Here is an 18,234-nt window from a genome sequence, read left to right on the forward strand (position 1 = left end):
ACCTCCGCCGGGGATCGTGTCGATCCCCGGACCCCTCCCTTTGTTGGTTCTGCGTTTGGGAGGTGTGTGCGTGCTGATATGCGCCGGGTTTGGGAGGGGGCGCATCGTCGGAGTTCCCGGCGGCACAGGCACTCCACGCGCCCCCTCCCAAACCCGGCTCGCCTCCGGCGAGGCTCAACACCCTCCCCAAACCCAGGACCAACAGATGGTGGGGTCCGGGGTATGGCTCCATACCCCGGCGGGGGTCCGGGGGCAGCGCCCCCGTGCTTTCTTCCCTCACAGCTTCGGCAGCGCGACGCCGCGCTGGCCCATGTATTTGCCCGCGCGGTCGGCGTAGCTGATTTCGGGCGCGCTATCGCCTTTGAGGAACAGGAACTGGCAGATGCCTTCGTTCGCGTAGACCTTGGCGGGCAGGGGGGTGGTGTTGCTGATTTCGATCGTCACCTGGCCTTCCCATTCGGGTTCCAGGGGGGTGACGTTCACGATCAGCCCGCAGCGCGCGTAGGTGGATTTGCCGAGGCAGATGACCAGGATGTCGCGCGGGATGCGGAAGACCTCGACGGTGTGCGCGAGGACGAAGGAGTTGGGCGGGATGATGCAGACGGGCCCTTGGCGGGAGACGAAGCTTTCGTCGGAGAAGGCCTTGGGGTCCACGATGGCGCTGTCGACATTGGTGAAGATCTTGAATTCGTCGGCGACGCGGCTGTCGTAGCCGTAGGAGGAGAGGCCGTAGCTGATGACGCCTTCGCGGCGCTGGGATTCGACGAAGGGCGTGATCATGCCGTGATCCACGGCCATGCGGCGGATCCAGCTGTCGGGCATGATGGGCATGGGGTCGCCTCCTGCCGCGGGGCTTAGCGGAGAGGCGGTTTTGGGGGAAGGGGTGGCGACGAGTCGGGGGTGTGGGATGCGTCCTGGGCGTCGCGCGCGCGGGCCTGGGCCTTGCGCTTGCGGAGGTTTTCGCGGAGCGCGGCGGCTTCGCGAGCGACCCGTTCGGCTTCGGTGCGGTTGGGGGAAGGGGGCTTCACCATGCGGCAAGGTGTGGCGGTGTATGGGGGGGGCGGCAAGAGGGTGGAACCGGGGGTTGCGGTCCCGGGGTGGATGCGGCTAATCAGCCCCCGCGCATGGCGATGGCTTCCGCGCCGGATGCTGCCGTAGCTCAGTGGTAGAGCACTCCCTTGGTAAGGGAGAGGTCGAGAGTTCAATCCTCTCTGGCAGCACCATTTCTGATCCAGGATCTTCTTCGCGATAACGGACACCCACGATCCTCGATCGGGCCAATCACGCGGCATGTGATGGCCGGCGGCAGATTACCGGCTAGAAAGTTACGCTGGCAGAATTCAAGATGCTCCAGAGAGTGGGCGCTAGGGCCCGCAGTGAGAGGAGTGCCCATGTCCCGCCCATCCCGCCTTGCAACACTGTTCGCGATCCTCGGTCTGGCCGGCTGCGTCGTCGCCCCCGGCCCCGTCGAGCAGCAGGCGACCAACGCCAGCATTGCCTGCCAGCAAGGATACCAGCAGGCCTGCAACGACGCCGCCTACCTGCAGCAGGCCGCCTCGGCCGAGCGCAACCAGGCGCAGCAGGAGGCCAATGTCGGCACCGCCCTGGCCGCGGGCATCGTCGGGCTTGCCGCAGGCGCCGCCATCGTCGGGTCCAGCGACCGCGGCTACCGCAGGGGCCGTCCCTACAACCGGGGCCGCTACTACGGACGCCCCGCCTATCGCCGCTACTGATCAGGGACCGGCGGCGCGTCCGCCCATCCTCAAAGCCTTTCCTTGACCCGCCCTGGCGAACCGGTTTTCATAACCCCTCCAATACCTTCCAGGGGATAGTGTCACCGCCGATGGAGACCTTGACGCGCGCGCACCTGGCGGAGGCGATCTACGCCAATGTCGGCCTGTCCCGAAACGAATCGGCCGCCTTGCTCGAGACGGTGCTCGAGCGCATGTCCGCCGCCCTCGAATCGGGCAACCCCGTGAAGATCTCCGCCTTCGGCACATTCATCGTCCGCCAGAAGGGCAAGCGGGTGGGGCGCAACCCCAAGACCGGCATCGAAGTGCCTATTCTGCCTCGAAAAGTCCTCGCCTTCCGCCCGTCCCAGGTGCTCAAGGCCCGCATCAACGGCGAGGCACCCCCGGCCGAGGATGACGCCGCGTGAGCGACGAGACCCTCACCGAAGACCCGCAGAAGCGCACCCGCAAGGCCCCCACCGCCTTCCGCACCATCTCGGAGGTCAGCGAGGACCTGCAGATCCCCCAGCACGTCCTACGCTTCTGGGAGACGAAGTTCTCCCAGCTCAAGCCGCTCAAGCGCGGTGGCGGCCGGCGTTATTATCGCCCTGAAGATATTGCGCTCCTCAAGCGCGTCTCGGACCTGCTCTACACGCAGGGCTACACCATCAAGGGTGTCCAGCGCCTGCTCAAGGACGGCGCCTTTTCCGAGGAGGAGGAGGGCCATGCCGGCGAACTCCCCTTGGGCGACCCGCCGCCGGTCGAGGAGCTGGACGACGCGCCGCTGCGCGATGCGCTGGCGGAGCTCGACGCCATCGCGCAGGCGCTGCGCGCGCTGGCGAAGGGCTAGCCTTCCCGCGCGCGCGGTGTTAATCCGCGCCGCACGTCGGAGTGTAGCGCAGCCTGGTAGCGCACTTGTCTGGGGGACAAGGGGTCGTGGGTTCAAATCCCGCCACTCCGACCATGAAAACCATCGCCCGCCACCCCGCGGCGTGCTGTTCTCCCACCCCAATCGCCCCGCCCGAGGGCCGCCCCCGAGGAGAACGCCCATGCGCAACCCCATCCTGCTCGCCCTGGCCCTGGTTCCCCTGGCACTCGCCGCCGACGCCCAGGCGCCAGCGGCTCAGCCGGCGCAGATGACATTCTTCGTCACCAGCACGCCCATCGGCCGCGGCGCCGATCTCGGTGGCATCGCCGGTGCCGACGCGCATTGCCAGACGCTCGCCCAGGCCGCCGGCGCCGGGCAGCGCCGCTGGCACGCCTATCTCAGCACGCAAGGCGCGGCGGCGATCAACGCGCGGGACCGCATCGGCGCCGGCCCCTGGCGCAACGTCATGGGCGTGGTGATCGCCGACAACCTCGCCACCTTGCACGGCGAGAACAACCTCACCAAGGCGACGGCCCTGACCGAGCGCGGCGCCATCGTCAACGGCCGCGGCGACACGCCCAACACGCATGACATCGTCACCGGCTCGCAGCCCGACGGCACCGCCTACACGGGCACCGAAGACATGACCTGCCGCAACTGGACCCACTCGGGCACCGACGGCGCGGCGATGGTCGGCCACGCCGACCGGATCGGGCTGCGCGACGACGCCGCCTCGCGCTCCTGGACCACCTCGCACCCCTCGCGCGGCTGCACCCAGGCGAACCTGGTCAGCACCGGCGGGGCTGGGCTGCTGTACTGCTTCGCGGTCGACTAGACGGCGCGTATCCATCCGCCATCCACATCCAGAATCGCCCCCTGAATATAGCCGGCCTCGGCACTCGCCAGGAATGCGACCACCCCGGCGATCTCGCCCACCTCGCCGAACCGCGCCACGCCCGTGGCGCGGGCCAGCGCCGCCGCCGCGGCCGCCTCATCCACGCCCTGCTCGGCCATCACCACTGCAATCCGCTGCTCGAGCCGCACGGTCCGGATGCTCCCCGGATTGATGCAGTTCACCCGAACCCCATCCTTCACGCCGCGATCCGCCAGCGCTTTGGTGAAGTTCATCAACGCCGCATTCACCGAACCGCCGATGGTGAAATCCGCACTCGCGATCTTCCCGCCCGCGCCCGCGATATGCACCACGCTGCCCTGGCGTACGACGAGATGAGGCCAGGCGGCACGCGTCAGCCGCACCGCGGCGAAGAACTTCCCCGCATAACTGTCAGCCCAGGCGTCGTCGTCGAGCGCCAGGAAATCGCCCCGCTGCGTCGCACCCGAGCAATTCACCAGCAGGTCCACACCGCCGAACGCCGCCACCGCCGCCGCCACCGCAGCCGCAGGAGCCGCCGGGTCGCGCAGGTCGCACGCATGGCCCAGCACGCCCGGCGCATCGCAGCCGCCGCGCGCGACGCCCAGCACCTGCATGCCCTCCGACACCAGGCGCTCCGCGATGGCACGGCCGATGCCCTTGCTTGCGCCGGAGACGACGGCAACCTTGCCTGTGAGATGCAAATCCATGACCAGTTCCCTACGCCTTTCCGGGGAAAGGAATTTCCCCGGACCCCATTCTTTTATTTTTGGCTATTGGTACCCGGCACGCCACGAAGCGCCAGCTACTCCGAGCGGATCCCCGCCCGACGCACCAGAGCCTCCATCCGCACCAGATCGTCGCGCAAGAACGCGCCGAACTCCGCGGACGTGCCGCCCACCACCTCGGCACCCAGATCCAAAATCCGCGCCCGCGCCTCCGGCGTGCCGACGATCGCCAGGATTTCGCGGTTCAATCGCTCCGTCACCGGTGCCGGAATCCCGGCCGGGCCGACCACGGCGTACCACTCCACCACGCCATAGCCAGGGATCGCCGCCTCGGCGATCGTTGGCAGCTCCGGCGCGTACGATTGGCGCGCGGCCGCCGTCACCGCCAACCCGCGCACCTGGTCGGAGCGCACGAAGGGCAGCGTGGAACTCGCATTGCCGAACATCAGCTGCACCTGGCCGCCGACCAGGTCCAGCAACGCCGGGCCGCCGCCGCGATACGGCACGTGGACGAAACTCACCCCCGCCGCCTGCTGGAACAGCTCGGCGGCGAAATGCTGCGACGTGCCGATCCCCGCCGACCCATAGGCGAGCCGCCCGGGATTGGCCCGCGCATAGGCGATCAGCTCGGCCACGGACGCGATCGGCAGCGCCTTGTTCACCACCAGGATGTTCGCGACATCGGCCAGATGCAGGATCGGGCTCACGTCATTGACCGGGTGGTAGGGTTGCCGCGTCAACAGCGTCGCGGTGATCAAAGTGCTGATGGTGATGCAGATGGTGTGCCCATCGGGAGGCGCGCGCAGCGTCTCGACCACGCCCGCGGCACCGGCCCCGCCGCTGCGGTTCTCGACCACCACCTGCTGGCCCAACGCGGCCGAGAGCGGCGGCGCGATCAGCCGGCCCAGGATATCCGTGGTGCCGCCGGGCGGGAACGGAATGATCATCCGGATGGACCGGGTCGGCCAACCCGCCTGCGCCCGCGCCAAGGCGGGCGTGCCGAGCACCGCGGCCCCGATGAGCATGTCGCGACGTTGCATGCCGTGCCTCCCCGTTTTGGCGATCATGCCCGCCTCACGCCAGCAGCGCCATGACCTCTGCGACGTCGCGCACCTGCGCCAGGCCGCGCACCGCGGCGAGCATCGCCGGACCGCGCGCGGCGAACCCGCCCAGCGCCGCATTGTCGAGGAACTTCGCGTCCAGCGCGGCATCGCTCATCGGCCGCGCCTCGCTGCCCTCGGGCTCATCGACCCGCGCCTCGAAGCGCTCGCCATCGCCGAGCCACACCCTCACCCGCGAAGCACCGCGCGGCAGCGCCGCATCCTCCACCGCCACCACCTTGGCGCGGAAGGCCGCGAGTGCCGCGTCATCCACCGCATCCTGTTCGAAATCCGGCACGCCCGCGCGCCCACGCACGAAGCCGAGCGCCGCGCAGTGATGAATGCTGACCCGTGCATCGCGCGCGTTGCGCACCACGCGATCCCCGCGCGCGATCAGCAGCGCGTCGCCGACGACCTCGACGCGCGCGATGTCCGCACCGGCGATGGTCTCGCGCAGGCCGAGGCACGCCTCGATCACCGCATGGAACACAATACCGGCCGGATAGGGCTTGAAGGTGTTGCGCGCGATCTCCCATCGCGTTCCCAGCCCGTCGAGCAGCACCGCCATGTCCGCCGCCCCGCCCGTTGCCTGCGCCCAGCCGAGCCTGCCCTCGATCGCGGCCGGCGCGGCCTCCCACCCCGCTTCCGCGAACAGCGCCGCCTGCAATCCATGCCGCGCCGCGTTGCCGACGCCGACGTTCTTGGCCGCCGTCGGCAGGTTCTCGATGATGCTGCCCGACAGGCTCGCCGCGATCCCGATGGCGTTGGCCGTGCGCGCGGCATCCAGGCCCAGCAGCCTGGCCGCCCCCGCCGCCGCGCCGAACACGCCGCAGCTTGCCGTGATGTGCCAGCCCCGCGCGTAGTGGCCGGGCGAGACCGCATTGCCGATCCGGCAGGCCACCTCGCCGCCGAGCAGGAAGGCGTGGATCACCGCGGCACCCGGCAGGCCCCGTTGCTCGGCGAGCGCCAGCAGCGGCGGCGCGATCGGCGCGGCCGGATGGATCACGGTGTCCAGGTGCGTGTCGTCATAGTCGAGCAGGTTCGACCCCACGGCGTTGACGAAGGCGGCGGTCATCGCGTCCAGCCGCACGCCCTGGCCCACCACCGTCGCGACCGGCGCGCCGGCAAAGCCGCGCATCACCGCGAGCGCGGTCACCACCGCCGGATCGCGCGCGACGCCGAGCGCACAGCCCAGATGGTTGAGGATGGAGCGCAGCCCGGCCTCGCGCACCGCATCGGGCACCGCGCCCCATTCGGACGTCGCCACGAATTGCCCGAGCGTTTCGCTCGCCGATGCCTGCGCCATGCCGCGCTCTCCCCTTGTCGAGTCTCGGCCTTAGCATGCCGTGGGAGGGGCCGCGCCTACCCCCGCCGGATGCCCCAGAAGGCATAGATCGCCGGGACCACGCCGGTGAGGCCGCGCCGCCAGGCGGAGGTGGAGAAGAACTGCCCGCTCGGAAGGTAGGGCGCCTCCTCGAACACGATGCGCTGGATGGTCTCGGCGTTCTCCCGCTGCGCCTCCATGTGCGGCGCGTCGAACCAGGCGAGGCGCGCGGCCTCCAGCGCCGGAACCGTCGGCCAGCCGAACCAGGCACCATCCCCGTTCGCGCGCAGGAACTGCATGATCCCCGGGTTGATGCCGTCGAGCCCGTTCCAGGTGGTGTGGAAGAAGTTCCACCCGCCCTGCGCCGGCGGGTCCTTCTTGGCGCGGCGTTGCACCAGCGTGCCCCAGTCGCTGACCACGTAGTCGACGTTCATCCCCAGGCGCACGAACAGGTCGCGACCGACCTCGCCAAGCGCGGAGAGCACCTGCTGGTCGGATGGCGCCATCATCACGATGGTCTCGCCATTGTACCCCGCCGCGCGCAGCTCGGCGCGGGAGCGTGCGAGGTCGCGCGGCGCGGTGATCGCCTCGATCCCGGCCTGGGTCGCGAGCGGCGTCTCGGGCGTGAAGACGCCCACCCCGGTGCGCCACAGCGAGGGATCGGCACCGGCGGCCGCGGTCATGAAATCCTGCTGGCTCATCGCGCGCAGCACCGCACGGCGCACCGCGGGCTTGTCGAAGGGCGGGTGGAGGCAGTTGAACACCCCGGTGCCGAAGGTGCCGAGCGGGCTCGCGCGTTCCACCACCACGTCGCGGGAGCGGCGCAGTAGCGGGACCAGGTCGTTGGGCGGGTTCTCCCACCAATCCATCTCGCCGTTCATCAGGGCGGAGGCCGCGGTGCCGGGGTCCGGCATCACATGCCATTCGACGCGGTCGAAGAAGACCCGCTTGGGTCCCGCCGCCCAATCAGGCTCGCCGCTTTCGCGCGGGCGGTAGGCCGCGTTGCGCTCGTAGACGACCTTCGCGCCGACCACGCGCTCGCCGGGGACGAACTTGAACGGGCCGCTGCCCACGGTCTCCGTGATGGCCCGCGTCCCCTCCGCGGCGGCAATCCGCGCCGGCATGATGAACAGCGCGGAGGGCCCGATCTTGGCCAGCGTCTCAAGCATCGGCCCGAAGCGCTGCCGCAGCCGAATGGCAAAACCGCGGTCGCCATCGGGCGCCATTTCCGCGACCCGGCTCATCAGCACCTGGCCGAGCGCATCCCGGCTCGCCCAACGGCGGATCGAGGCGATGCAGTCCACGCCGCGCACCGGCTCGCCATCATGGAAGGCCAAGCCCTCGCGCAGGCGGAACTTCCACAGCAGCCCGTCATTCTCGAGCGTGTGGCCCTCGACCATCTGCGGCTGCGGCTGGAGGCGGGAATCCATCCCGTAGAGCTGGTCGTAGACCATCAGCGAATGGTGGCGCGTGATGTAGGCCGTCGTCATCACCGGGTCGATCACGGTGAGGTCGGTCTGGGGCACGTATTTCAGCACCCGCGCAGAGGCCGGCTGCGCGAGCGCGGGCCGTGCCAGGGCGAGCGAGGCGGCACCCGCCATCAATCCACGTCGTTGCAAGCTCATGCGCAGCCCTCCATGCGATGGGCCGGTGCCGGGCTTTTCCTCGGGCGCCATCCAAGCAGCGCCGCGGGCGACGGCGCAAGCGTCGCTTTAGCCGTTGCGGCGCAACCGGCCCATGGGGTCGGCACGGTTGCGCGATGTTCCGCCTGAGGGATTTAAGGCTGCGCGATACCAGTATAGAGGGGACCGATGGACCGGAGCCGCATAATGACCGACCGCCGAACCCTCCTGACCGCGACCATCGCCTCGGCGCTGGCCCTGCCCGCGCTGGCCCAGGCGCCCTGGCCCAACCGGCCGGTGACGATGGTGGTGCCCTGGGCCCCGGGCGGCTCGAACGACGTGGTCGCGCGGCTGATGGCGCCGCATCTGAGCGAGCGCTTCGGCCAGCAATTCGTGGTCGAGAACCGGGCCGGCGGCGGCGGGTCCATCGGGATGGGCATCGTCGCGCGTGCCCGGCCAGATGGGCACACGCTGCTGATCTCCTCGGCGTCCAACCATGTCTTCCACGCGCTGCTCTCGACCGAGCTCGGCTACGACCCGCGCGAGGCGCTGCCGGCGATCGCGATGCTGGTCGACGTGCCGAACGCCTTCGCGGTGAACCCCGCCACCGGCATCACCACCATCCCCGAGCTGCTGGCGAAGATCCGCGCGACGCGCGGCGGGTTGTCCTTCGCGAGTTCGGGCACCGGCAGTTCCAATCACCTGGGCGGCGAGCTGTTCCGGATGATGACGAACACCGAGCTGACGCATGTGCCTTATCGTGGCGGCGGGCCGGCCGTGACCGACCTGGTGTCCGGGACGGTGCCCTTCGCCGTGATGAACCTGCCCACCCTGGTGGGGCCGGCCTCCGATGGGCGGGTGCGGATCATCGGCGTGGCGACGGAGCAGCGCCTCAGCTTCCGCCCGGACATCCCCACGGTCGCCGAGCAGGGGCTGCCTGGCTATGCGGTGCGGTCCTGGACCGGGCTGTTCGCGCCGCGCGGGACGCCGCAGCCGGTGATCGAGCGGATGGCGACAGCGACGCGGGAGGTGCTGGCGCTGCCCGCGGTGAAGGAGCGGCTGACGGCGCTGGCCTCTGAGCCGATCTGGATGGGCCCGGGGGATACGGATGCCTTCGTCCGGGCGGAGTACGAGCGGTGGCGGCCGGTGATCCGGGCGGCGGGGGTGACGCTGGAGTGAGGGCCCTCGTTACGGATCTATGCTGACTGACTGCACTCCGCTATCCACCGCGCGCCGAGGGGAAGGGTGACGCGGTTGGAATTCTTTGAAGATTTGATCGCCGCCGCGCTTCGGCAGCCCAGGCGTGTTGTTCCCAGCGCCTGGCTTGGGCACATACCTTTTGCCTTCTATGTCGTGTCCAAGCTGCGGCCCAGCAGGATTGTGGAACTCGGCGCCCATAACGCCGCAAGCTTCGCCGCATTCTGCCAAGCCTTCCATGAGGGAGGCCTCGCGGGCGATTGCATCGCGGTGGACACATGGGAAGGCGACATCCACGCGGGTCGCTACGATTCGAAGGTCTTCGAGGATGTGAGAGCCTTCTTCGATTCCTCCGGCTGGCCCTTCGCGAAGCTGATGCGATGCACGTTCGACGATGCGCTGGATAACGTGCCGGATGGCTCGGTGGACTTGCTGCACATTGATGGGCTGCACACCCTCGAAGCCGTTACGCATGACTTCGAGACCTGGAAGCCCAAGCTGTCCGAACGGGGCGTCGTCATTTTCCACGATATCGCTGTGAAAAGCGGGGGCTTTGGTGTGCATCTGCTTTGGGAAAGGCTCGCAGTGGACCATCCCTTCTTCCGGTTCGATCATGCCTACGGGCTTGGGGTATTGGGTGTCGGCCCCGACCAGGCTGCCTTGGCGTCGCTGTTCGAAGCCCAAAAGGATGCAGCCAGGGCAGCGCGCGTCCGGCAGTTTTTTCAGTATGCCGGCGACCGGATCGCGTTGCAGCAGATCACCAACGAAAAAAACGCTCTCATCGCGGCTCTTAGACGCAATGCTGAGGGCAACGCATTGGTCAAGGCCGAGCCAGCCGCCATGCCTGGCAAGGTTCACTGAGGACGCGTTATGGCGGCAAAGACGGCAATCATCATCAGCCACTACAATCTGTATTCGACGCTTTGTCTGGAAAGCCTGATAGCTCAGATACAAGACGATTTCGAAACAGGGCATGCACATTGTTTCGTCGTGGTGAATTTCGCGCAGCGTAAAATTCTTGAACTACCGGGACTGCGTCGTCCGGTTTCCATCCTGTACCGCGAAAACACCGGCATGAACATCGGTGCCTGGGATCATGGCTGGCGCGCCGCCTTCAACTACGACAACTTCATATTTCTGCAGGAAGAGTGCCGGATTTTACGGGTTGGCTGGTTGGCCGCGTATCTCGAAAGACTTTCGGATACTTCGATTGGGTTGATCGGCGAGTCCATCAATGCAGACATGTCCTGGGAACAATTCTTAAATCTCCCCAGCCGCATCAGCAAATCCGTTTGGCGGAGAGTTCATTCCGAAGTCCTGGCACTCGGGATCGAGATGGGGAGTTCCAGCCGACACCTCCAATCCCTGATATGGGGCGCGCGCCGCAGCGTTCTCGAAAAAATCGGCGGCTTTCCGATCGGGATGACCAAGATGCAGTGCATCGGGTCAGAGGTCGGCGTGAGCCTCAAGGTGCAGTCGGCCGGACTGCGCGTGGAACTGGTCGGCGACCGACCCTTCAGTTGGATCAGCCATCCACAATGGGACCGAAACGCCGGCTGAGGAGCGAGACCTGGCCTGGCGCCCATTGCCGGCGAGCTCTTCTTTCGGAAACGAACGCGGCATCGCTATGCCGTTCCCATCGCCCCCTTCACTCCACCCGAATATCCGCCGCCCGCGCCACATCGCGCCACCGCGCCATCTCCACATCCAGCAATGCCGAGAAATCCCCCGGCGTCCCGGGCGCCGGCCTGGCACCCTCCGCCTCGAATATCCGCGCCACGCCACCCTCCATCACGGCCGCGTTCGCTGCCGCATTCAGCCGCGTCACGATCGGCTCCGGCAGGCCCTTCGGCCCGAACAGCCCCCACCAGATATCGACCTCGTAATCCAGCCCCATCTCCCGCACCAAGGGTGCGGCCGGCGACTGCTCGTTCCGCCCCGGCGCGGTGTAGGCCAGCACGCGAACGCGGCCCTCGCGCGCCACCGCGTTGGCACTGGCCACCGTCGTGATCAGCACCTGGACATGCCCCGCCACCAGGTCCGTCACCGCCTGCGCCGTGCCGCGATACGGCACGTGGTTCATCCGGATCCCCGCGCGCAGGCAGAAATACTCGGTGATGAAGTGGTTGATCCCCCCCGGTCCGGAGCTCGCATAGTCGATCCCGCCGGGGTTCGCCCGCGCCGCGGCGATCAGTCCCGCCACGTCGCGGGCCGGAAAATCCGGCGAGACCAGGATGAAGAACGGCGCCTTGGCCAGCACCGCCACCGGGGTGAAATCCTCCGGCATCTTGTAGGGCGTGCGCTGGATGATCGAGGAGGTCGCGAAGGAGGAGGAGGTGACCATCAGCGTGTAGCCATCGGGCGCCGCCTGCGAGACCGCCGCCGCCCCGATCGCGCCGCCCGCGCCGCCGCGATTCTCGATCACCACCGGCTGGCCCAGCAGGGGCTGCAGGCGATCCGCGAGCGGGCGCGCCACCACGTCGTTCGACCCGCCGGGCGGGAACGGCACGATCAGCCGGATCGGCCGGCTCGGCCAGGCGCCCTGCGCGAGTGCGGGGCGCGCCAGCGGGGCCGCCGCCAGGGCCAGGGCGGCGCGCCGGCCAACTGCATCGATCATGTTCTGTCCTCCGTCCGCCCTTGTGGCACGCCGGAAAACCCTCCGTTAAGCCCCCCATGCGAAGCTGGCGGCGACATGGACGTTCCCCGCCCGCTTTTCGACTGGCCGCTGGAGCAACTCGCCGAGCATGCGGAGCAGCACGCACGCAACCCGGCCGTCCTCGCGCGCATCCAGGCGGAGCTCGGGCATCGTCCCGGTTCGCGCGCCCTGCTGCTCGCGCGGCGGATCGAGCGGCGCCTCGCGCTCGATGCGCCCGCGCGCACTGCCGGGCATGAATTGCGCGCCGCATTGCTCGAAATCGACCTGCTCCGCCGCAACCTCGCCGAAGCCGACCTGCGAATCGAGGAGCTGGAGCGCACCGCGCCACCCCTAGTCAGTTCGCATGGACGTGTCTTCCTCACCGCCAACGCGCCGGAGTGGTTCATCCACGAAGCCCGCCGCGCCTTCCGACGGCACCACCACCCCGATCGTCACACCGACCCGGCGGAACGGCGCCGCGCCGAGGTCGCGTTCAAGCGCGCCGAGCACATCTTCGCGACGCTGCTTCCAGCGGCGGAGGATTAGCCTGGCGTGGCCCCGCTCGCACGCACCAGCGGTCCCCAGCGCAGCGTCTCCGTGCGGATGGCGGCGTGCAGCACCTCGGGTGAGCTCGACTGCGCCTCGAGCCCTCGCCGAGCGAATTCGGCGATGATGGCGGGCTCGGCCAGCACCTCGCGCAGCACCGCGGCCATGCGCTCCACAATCGGGCGCGGCGTGCCGCCGGGGAACAGCCAGCTGTCCCAGTTCGCCACCTCGAAGCCGGGCAGCCCGGCCTCCGCGACGGTCGGCACCTGGGGGAACAGCGGGCTGCGTGTCGCGGTGCCGATCGCGATGGGGCGCAGCAGCCCACCCTCGATGCCGCCCAGAATGGTGGGCAGCGTCGCGAAGCCGTAGTCGAGATGCCCGGCCAGGAGGTCGTTCACCATCGGCCCGCCGCCGCGATAGGGCACCGAGACGCTGCGCGTGCCGGCCATCTGGTCAAGCAGCAGCTGCGCCAGGTGCCCGATGCTGCCATTTCCCGAGGTGCCGGCGCGCAGCGTTTCCGGCTGTGCCCGCAAGGCGCCGAGCAGCCCGGCGAGGTCGGTCCAGGGTCGGCCGACCGGCACCACCAGCATGTTGGCGACCGAGACGATGTGCGAAACCGGCGCGAAATCTGCCAGCGGGTCGAAGGGCATTACCGGGAACAACGACGGGTTCACCGCCATCAGTCCCATGTTGCCCTGCAGCAGCGTGTAGCCATCGGCACCCGCGCGCAGCACCGCCTCGCCGGCGATGTTGCCGCCACCGCCGCCGCGATTCTCGATCACCAGGTTCTGGCCCAGCAGCGCCGCCACCCGCGGCGCCATCAGCCGCGCCGCGATGTCGGATGAGCCGCCCGGCGCGAATGGAATGATCACCCGCACGGGCCGGATCGGCCAGGGTGTGGGCTGCGCCCGCGCCGCGGCCGGCATCATCCCAAGGCTGGCGAGCAGGGCGCGGCGGCTTGGCATGGAGGTGTCTCCCCTCAGGTCACCCCGGGCGTTGCACGTGCCATGCCAGTCAGAGCGCCTTGGCCGCCTCCAGCACCGCGGCCGCATGCGCCTCGGGCTTCACCTTGCGCCAGATCGCCTTGATGGTGCCGTCGGCGCCGACCAGGAAGCTCGACCGTTCCATGCCCATGTACTTCTTGCCGTACATGGATTTCTCGACCCACACGCCGTAGCTCTCGGCGAGCTTGTGCTCCGGGTCGGAGGCGAGCGGGAATTCCAGGTTGAACTTCTTCGCGAATTTCTCGATCGGCGGCATCGGGTCAGGCGAGACGCCAATCACGGTGAGGTTCAGCTTGCCCAGCTGCGGCAGCGCTTCCTGGATGCCGCAGGCCTGCTTCGTGCAGCCGGGCGTGTCCGCCTTGGGGTAGAAATACAGCAGGTAGGGCTTGCCCTTGAGCGCGGCGGAGGAGACCTCGCGCCCACCGCTCGCCGCCATGGTGAAATCCGGCGCCTGCGCGCTCTCGACCAGCTCCGTCATGCCCCATCCCCCATGTTGCCGATGCGCCGGACGAAGATGTCGCGCACCGCCCCCGCCTGCTCCAGCATCTGCTGCCTCAGGCCAGCGAGGTCAACCGCCGGGCTGGCCAGCATCGGGCCGGTCACGTGCAGCAGGGCATGCGCGACGGTGTCGGGCAGCGCCGCTTCGCGGGTGTGGCCGATGGTCAGGCGCAGCAGGCCGATCACCGTGCGCCACAGCTTCTCCGCCCCGATCAGCGCCCGCGCCTCGGCCGCATCCAGCACGCGATGCTTCGCCAGTGCCGCCAGCGCCGCCCGCGTCTGGGTCGCGAGCACCCCGGGCAGGCGATGCGCATGCGCGAGCTGCAGGCTCTGCGCGATGAACTCCACCTCGATCAGCCCGCCGGAGATCAGCTTCACGTCCCACGGTCCCTCGGGTGGCCGGTCGCGCGCGAGCCGGGCGCGCATCGCCGCCGCATCGGCCAGCGCGATGGCGGCGACGCCCTGGCGCATCAGCGCCGCGCGGATGGTGGCATTGATCCGCCGCGCGAGACCCGGCGGTCCGGCCACCACCCGCGCCCGGGTCAGCGCCATGCGCTCCCACGTCCAGGCACTCTCGTTATGATAGCGCGTGAAGGCCGCGAAGGAGACGGCGACCGGTCCCTTCGACCCCGAGGGCCGCAGCCGCATATCCACATCCCACAGCTTCCCCTCCGGCCCCGGCGAGGTGATCGCGGCGACCACCTGGTTCGCGAGCCGCGCGTAGTACTGCGTGACCGGCAGCGACCGCGGCCCGCCATGGCTCGCCTCCGCGGCCGCGTCGTGGTCGTAGATCAGCACCAGGTCGAGGTCGCTCGCCGGCAGCATCTCGCGCCCGCCGAGCTTGCCGAGGGCGACGATCGCGAGTGCACCGCCCTTCACACGGCCATGCCGCTCGGCGAAGTCGTCCACCACATGGGGCAGCAGCGAAGCCACCGCCGCCGCCGCCAGGTCCGAGCGCGCCTCGCCCGCCACGTCGGGATCGATCAGCCCTTCGAGGGCCGCCGCGTCGATTTCGAAGTTGCGCTCGAGCACCAGGCGTCGCGCCGCCGCCATGGCTTCCTCGACATGGCGGGCATCCTTGACCAGGGCGGGCAGGGACCCGACGCAGCTTGCCGGCGTCAGCGACCCCGGCGAGCCGGAGAGCAGCCCCTCCAGCGCGGCGGTGTTGCGGGCAAGGTGGTCCGCCAGCTGCGGCGCGGCACCGAGAATGCCCGCCAGCCGGTCGAGCAGCGGGGTGTTGCGCGCGAGCAGGCTCAGCACCTGAACCCCGGCGGGCAGGCGGGTGAGCACGGCATCGAAGCGCTGCAGGGCGGTGTCGGGCTCGCGCTGTCGCGCGAGCGCGGCCAGCAGCGCCGGCATCAGTGCGGTGAGCAATTCGCGCGCGCGTTCGCTGCGCGTCGCCCGGGTGCGGCCGTGATGCCAGCCGCGCACCATCGCCGCCACGCCCGAGGGGTTGCGGAAGCCCATCGCGCCCAGCGTCGCGATCGTGGCCGGGTCGTCCTCGATCCCGGTGAAGACCAGGTTGCCGCGCTCATCCTCGGCGAGCGTGGGTGCGCTTTCGAAGAAGCCGCCATAATGCCGCTCGACGCGGGTGAGATGGCCGATGAACGCCGCGGAAAAGGCCGCCGCGTCCGCATAGCCGAGGAAACTCGCGATGCGGGCCAGCCCCTCGGCATCCTCGGGCAGCCGGTGGGTCTGGCGGTCGGCGACCATCTGCAGGCGGTGCTCGACATGGCGTAGGAAGACATAGGCATCGGCGAGGTCGGCCGCCGCGCGGCGCTCGATCCGCCCGGCGGTCGCCAGCGCCGCGAGCCCGCCCAGCGTCGTCGGGTCGCGCAGGCCAGGGTCGCGCCCGCCCCAGATCAGCTGCAGCACCTGGACGGTGAACTCGATCTCGCGGATCCCGCCCCGGCCGAGCTTCACGTCGTGGCCTGCGACCTGCACCGTCGCGTTGGCACCCGAGGCACCCTTGTGCGCGTGGATCTGCCGCTTCATCGCATGGACATCCGCGACGGCGGCGAAATCGAGGTGCCGACGCCAGATGAAGGGGCGGATCTCGCGCAGGAATCCCTCGCCCAAGGGGCGGTCGCCGGCGACCGTGCGCGCCTTGATCATCGCCGCGCGTTCCCAGTTCTGGCCCATCGAGCCGTAGTAGCCGATCGCCGCCGGGATCGAGACCGCGAGCGGTGTCGCCGCCGGGTCGGGGCGCAGTCGCAGGTCGGTGCGAAACACGTAGCCTTCCGCGGTGCGTTCCTCCATGAGGGTCACGAGGTCGCGTGCGATCCGAACATAGACCGCGCTCGCGCGTTCCGGCTGATAGGCTGCGACCTCCGGGTCGAACAGAACCATGAGGTCGATATCCGAAGAATAGTTCAGCTCACGCGCGCCGAGCTTGCCCATCCCCAGGATCGCGATGCCCGAGCCGCGCGCCACCGCCTTGGGGTCGCGCCTTGCGCGGCCGGGCAGGCGCAGGTCGCCGCGCGCGGCCGCCTCTCGCAGCAGCTGCGCGAGTGCGAGGTCGAGTGCCGATTCCGCCAGGGTGGAGAGCGCGCCGGTCACCTTGTCCAGCGTCCACAGCCCGGCGATGTCGGCCGCCGCGGCGATCAAAGCGACCTGCCCCTTCACGCGCCGCAGCAGCCCGCCGATGGCGGCGCGCGGCGTCGCCGGCTCGGCGCGCGAGAGCGGGTCGAGCGCGAGGGTCATCGCATCATCGGGTCCGCGCTCGGCCATCCGCAGCAGCGCGGCGGGGAAGCGCAGCGCGAGGTCGGTCAGGTAGGGGCTGTGGCCGCCGAGCGCGGTGAGCAGCGAAGCCCCCGCATCGGAGGCCACGAAGCCACGCTCCGCGGCGCCGAGGCCTGCGAAGTCGTTCTTCAACCGTTCCGCCGCGTCGCGGTCATGCGGCCGGGGCATGCCATCCTGCCGCGGGTCCGGTGCGGCCATTGCCTGGTTCAGCGCCTGGGTCATTGGCAAGGAGGGAAGGCGTGAGCGCCCCCGCGGGTCAAGCCACTTCCCCGCGTCCCGCCCAGCGCCTCAACCGCCGTGGCCGCTGGCTGCGCCGCGTCCTGGGCGCGTTGTTCTCGCTCACCGTCGTGCTCGGCGCGGCCTTCGCGGGACTCGCCTGGCGGCTCTCCCAGGGCCCGCTCGAGCTGCCTATGCTCGCGAGCCGCATCGAGGCGGCGATGAACAAGCCCGATGCGCCGCAACGCGTCGAAGTCGGTCAGGCCACCATCGCCTGGGCCGGCTGGCGGGACGGCCACGCCTCGCCCTTTCAGATCGTGCTGCGCGACATCCGGGCACGCTCGCCCGACGGTGCGATGCGCGTGGAGCTGCCCGAGACGGCAGTGACCTTCTCGTTTGCCACACTCGTGCGGGGCCAGTTCGCGCCGCGCACCATCGAGCTGCGCGGCCCGCAGCTGCGCATCTCGCGCCGGGCCGACGGCACCTGGGCGCTCGACCTCGGCGAGGCCGACGACGCCGATGCGGTGGCCGAGACCGACCCCGACCCGGGTGCCGCGGCGCGCACCTTCGCCGAGCTGATGCTGCCGGCGAGCGAGGATTCGATGGTGAGCGCGATGCGCGCCCTCACGCTGACCGGCGGCCGGGTGCAGGTGGTGGACCGCCAGCTGCGCCGCGCCTGGAGCCTGGACCGGCTGGAGGTGCGGCTGGACCGCGGCGCCGGGGGGGGGATCGGCGGCCGCGGGCAGGCGGTGCTGCGCCTCGAAGGCCAGGACGTGCCGGTCAACGTCATGCTGGCGATCGAGGGGTTCCCGGCGCGCATCGGCATCGGCATCGCGCTGCCCTCGGTGCAGCCGGCCGCTCTCGGCCGCGCGGTGCCGCTGCTGCAGCCGCTGGCGTTCCTCGACGCCTCGGTCGCGGTGGAGGCGGAGGCGGTGTTCGACACCGACGGCCGCCCGCTGCTGGTCGAGGCCGGGCTGCGCGCCGGGCCGGGCAGCCTGGGCCTCACCGATGGCCGCGTCGCGATCGCCGGCATCGAGGGCGAGGCGCGGATCGAGGGCGACGCCGCGACGCTGGGCCCGATGCGCATCACCCTGGCCGGCCCGCCGGCACCGGCGGCGCCTGAGCCCGCGGCACCCGCCACGCGCAACGGTAC

17 protein-coding genes, 2 tRNA genes and 1 pseudogene are annotated in these 18,234 nt (G+C 69.9%); 11 read left to right on the top strand and 9 right to left on the bottom strand.

Annotated features, from left to right (window positions below; genetic code table 11):
- Positions 1-276: 276 nt before the first annotated feature.
- A complete protein-coding gene (gene dcd / locus GXW79_RS19710; protein WP_211876162.1) occupies positions 277-831 on the bottom strand; it encodes a dCTP deaminase in 555 nt (184 codons plus the stop codon).
- 317 nt (positions 832-1,148) lie between these two features.
- On the opposite strand from dcd, the gene GXW79_RS19715 reads away from it, so the two are divergent.
- The 6 genes from GXW79_RS19715 to GXW79_RS19740 all read left to right on the top strand — a co-directional run bounded on the left by GXW79_RS19715 (position 1,149) and on the right by GXW79_RS19740 (position 3,433).
- Positions 1,149-1,223: transfer RNA gene (locus tag GXW79_RS19715), tRNA-Thr, on the top strand.
- 168 nt (positions 1,224-1,391) lie between these two features.
- Positions 1,392-1,733, top strand: a complete 342-nt coding sequence (locus GXW79_RS19720; protein WP_211876163.1) for a hypothetical protein — start codon at positions 1,392-1,394, stop codon at positions 1,731-1,733.
- Between the two features lie 110 nt (positions 1,734-1,843).
- A complete protein-coding gene (locus GXW79_RS19725) occupies positions 1,844-2,158 on the top strand; it encodes an integration host factor subunit alpha (protein ID WP_211876164.1) in 315 nt (104 codons plus the stop codon).
- Positions 2,155-2,580: a MerR family transcriptional regulator gene (locus GXW79_RS19730; RefSeq protein ID WP_211876165.1), complete on the top strand. Its 426-nt coding sequence runs from the start codon at positions 2,155-2,157 to the stop codon at positions 2,578-2,580. Before GXW79_RS19725 ends, GXW79_RS19730 begins: the two co-directional genes overlap by 4 nt.
- Positions 2,581-2,617: 37 nt before the next feature.
- Positions 2,618-2,694: transfer RNA gene (locus tag GXW79_RS19735), tRNA-Pro, on the top strand.
- 85 nt (positions 2,695-2,779) lie between these two features.
- Complete coding sequence (locus tag GXW79_RS19740; protein ID WP_211876166.1) at positions 2,780-3,433, top strand: hypothetical protein; 654 nt, start codon at positions 2,780-2,782, stop codon at positions 3,431-3,433.
- On the opposite strand, the gene GXW79_RS19745 is transcribed toward GXW79_RS19740, so the two are convergent.
- The 4 genes from GXW79_RS19745 to GXW79_RS19760 all read right to left on the bottom strand — a co-directional run bounded on the left by GXW79_RS19745 (position 3,430) and on the right by GXW79_RS19760 (position 8,246).
- Positions 3,430-4,179, bottom strand: a complete 750-nt coding sequence (locus GXW79_RS19745; RefSeq protein ID WP_211876167.1) for an SDR family oxidoreductase — start codon at positions 4,177-4,179, stop codon at positions 3,430-3,432. The two genes, GXW79_RS19740 and GXW79_RS19745, sit on opposite strands and share 4 nt — an antisense overlap.
- Before the next feature lie 95 nt (positions 4,180-4,274).
- On the bottom strand, positions 4,275-5,237 hold the full coding sequence (locus GXW79_RS19750) for a Bug family tripartite tricarboxylate transporter substrate binding protein (protein ID WP_211876168.1): 963 nt from the start codon (positions 5,235-5,237) through the stop codon (positions 4,275-4,277).
- A gap of 34 nt (positions 5,238-5,271) precedes the next feature.
- Positions 5,272-6,603 carry an MmgE/PrpD family protein gene (locus GXW79_RS19755; RefSeq protein WP_211876169.1) on the bottom strand — a complete coding sequence of 444 codons (1,332 nt, stop codon included), beginning with the start codon at positions 6,601-6,603 and terminating at the stop codon, positions 5,272-5,274.
- Positions 6,604-6,659: 56 nt separating this feature from the next.
- Positions 6,660-8,246, bottom strand: a complete 1,587-nt coding sequence (locus tag GXW79_RS19760; protein ID WP_211876170.1) for an ABC transporter substrate-binding protein — start codon at positions 8,244-8,246, stop codon at positions 6,660-6,662.
- 204 nt (positions 8,247-8,450) lie between these two features.
- On the opposite strand from GXW79_RS19760, the gene GXW79_RS19765 reads away from it, so the two are divergent.
- The 3 genes from GXW79_RS19765 to GXW79_RS19775 all read left to right on the top strand — a co-directional run bounded on the left by GXW79_RS19765 (position 8,451) and on the right by GXW79_RS19775 (position 11,000).
- Complete coding sequence (locus GXW79_RS19765; protein WP_211876171.1) at positions 8,451-9,422, top strand: Bug family tripartite tricarboxylate transporter substrate binding protein; 972 nt, start codon at positions 8,451-8,453, stop codon at positions 9,420-9,422.
- Positions 9,423-9,497: 75 nt separating this feature from the next.
- Positions 9,498-10,301: a class I SAM-dependent methyltransferase gene (locus GXW79_RS19770; RefSeq protein ID WP_211876172.1), complete on the top strand. Its 804-nt coding sequence runs from the start codon at positions 9,498-9,500 to the stop codon at positions 10,299-10,301.
- A gap of 9 nt (positions 10,302-10,310) precedes the next feature.
- Positions 10,311-11,000, top strand: coding sequence for a glycosyltransferase family A protein (locus tag GXW79_RS19775; RefSeq protein WP_211876173.1), 690 nt, complete (start codon positions 10,311-10,313; stop codon positions 10,998-11,000).
- A gap of 88 nt (positions 11,001-11,088) precedes the next feature.
- Here GXW79_RS19775 and GXW79_RS19780 read toward each other — a convergent pair whose 3' ends face one another.
- The gene (locus GXW79_RS19780) at positions 11,089-12,057 is read right to left on the bottom strand and encodes a Bug family tripartite tricarboxylate transporter substrate binding protein (RefSeq protein WP_211876174.1); all 969 of its coding nucleotides are present in this window, start codon (positions 12,055-12,057) and stop codon (positions 11,089-11,091) included.
- Positions 12,058-12,132: 75 nt separating this feature from the next.
- Between GXW79_RS19780 and GXW79_RS19785 the strand changes: the two genes are divergently transcribed.
- Positions 12,133-12,621: a hypothetical protein gene (locus GXW79_RS19785; protein WP_211876175.1), complete on the top strand. Its 489-nt coding sequence runs from the start codon at positions 12,133-12,135 to the stop codon at positions 12,619-12,621.
- Here the strand turns inward: GXW79_RS19785 and GXW79_RS19790 are convergent.
- Genes GXW79_RS19790 through GXW79_RS19800 form a run of 3 tightly spaced genes read right to left on the bottom strand, consistent with a single transcriptional unit; the run spans position 12,618 to position 17,033 of the window.
- On the bottom strand, positions 12,618-13,586 hold the full coding sequence (locus tag GXW79_RS19790; RefSeq protein ID WP_211876176.1) for a Bug family tripartite tricarboxylate transporter substrate binding protein: 969 nt from the start codon (positions 13,584-13,586) through the stop codon (positions 12,618-12,620). The genes GXW79_RS19785 and GXW79_RS19790 overlap by 4 nt on opposite strands.
- Before the next feature lie 49 nt (positions 13,587-13,635).
- Positions 13,636-14,103: a thioredoxin-dependent thiol peroxidase gene (gene bcp, locus GXW79_RS19795; RefSeq protein ID WP_211876177.1), complete on the bottom strand. Its 468-nt coding sequence runs from the start codon at positions 14,101-14,103 to the stop codon at positions 13,636-13,638.
- On the bottom strand, positions 14,100-17,033 hold the full coding sequence (locus GXW79_RS19800; RefSeq protein WP_211876178.1) for a bifunctional [glutamine synthetase] adenylyltransferase/[glutamine synthetase]-adenylyl-L-tyrosine phosphorylase: 2,934 nt from the start codon (positions 17,031-17,033) through the stop codon (positions 14,100-14,102). Before GXW79_RS19800 ends, bcp begins: the two co-directional genes overlap by 4 nt.
- 71 nt (positions 17,034-17,104) lie before the next feature.
- Between GXW79_RS19800 and GXW79_RS19805 the strand changes: the two are divergent.
- Positions 17,105-18,234 (top strand): annotated as a pseudogene (locus GXW79_RS19805) (hypothetical protein); the annotation flags it as partial.

The sequence above is a fragment of the Plastoroseomonas arctica genome (assembly GCF_018128965.1).
GTDB classification, from domain to species: Bacteria; Pseudomonadota; Alphaproteobacteria; order Acetobacterales; family Acetobacteraceae; genus Plastoroseomonas; species Plastoroseomonas arctica.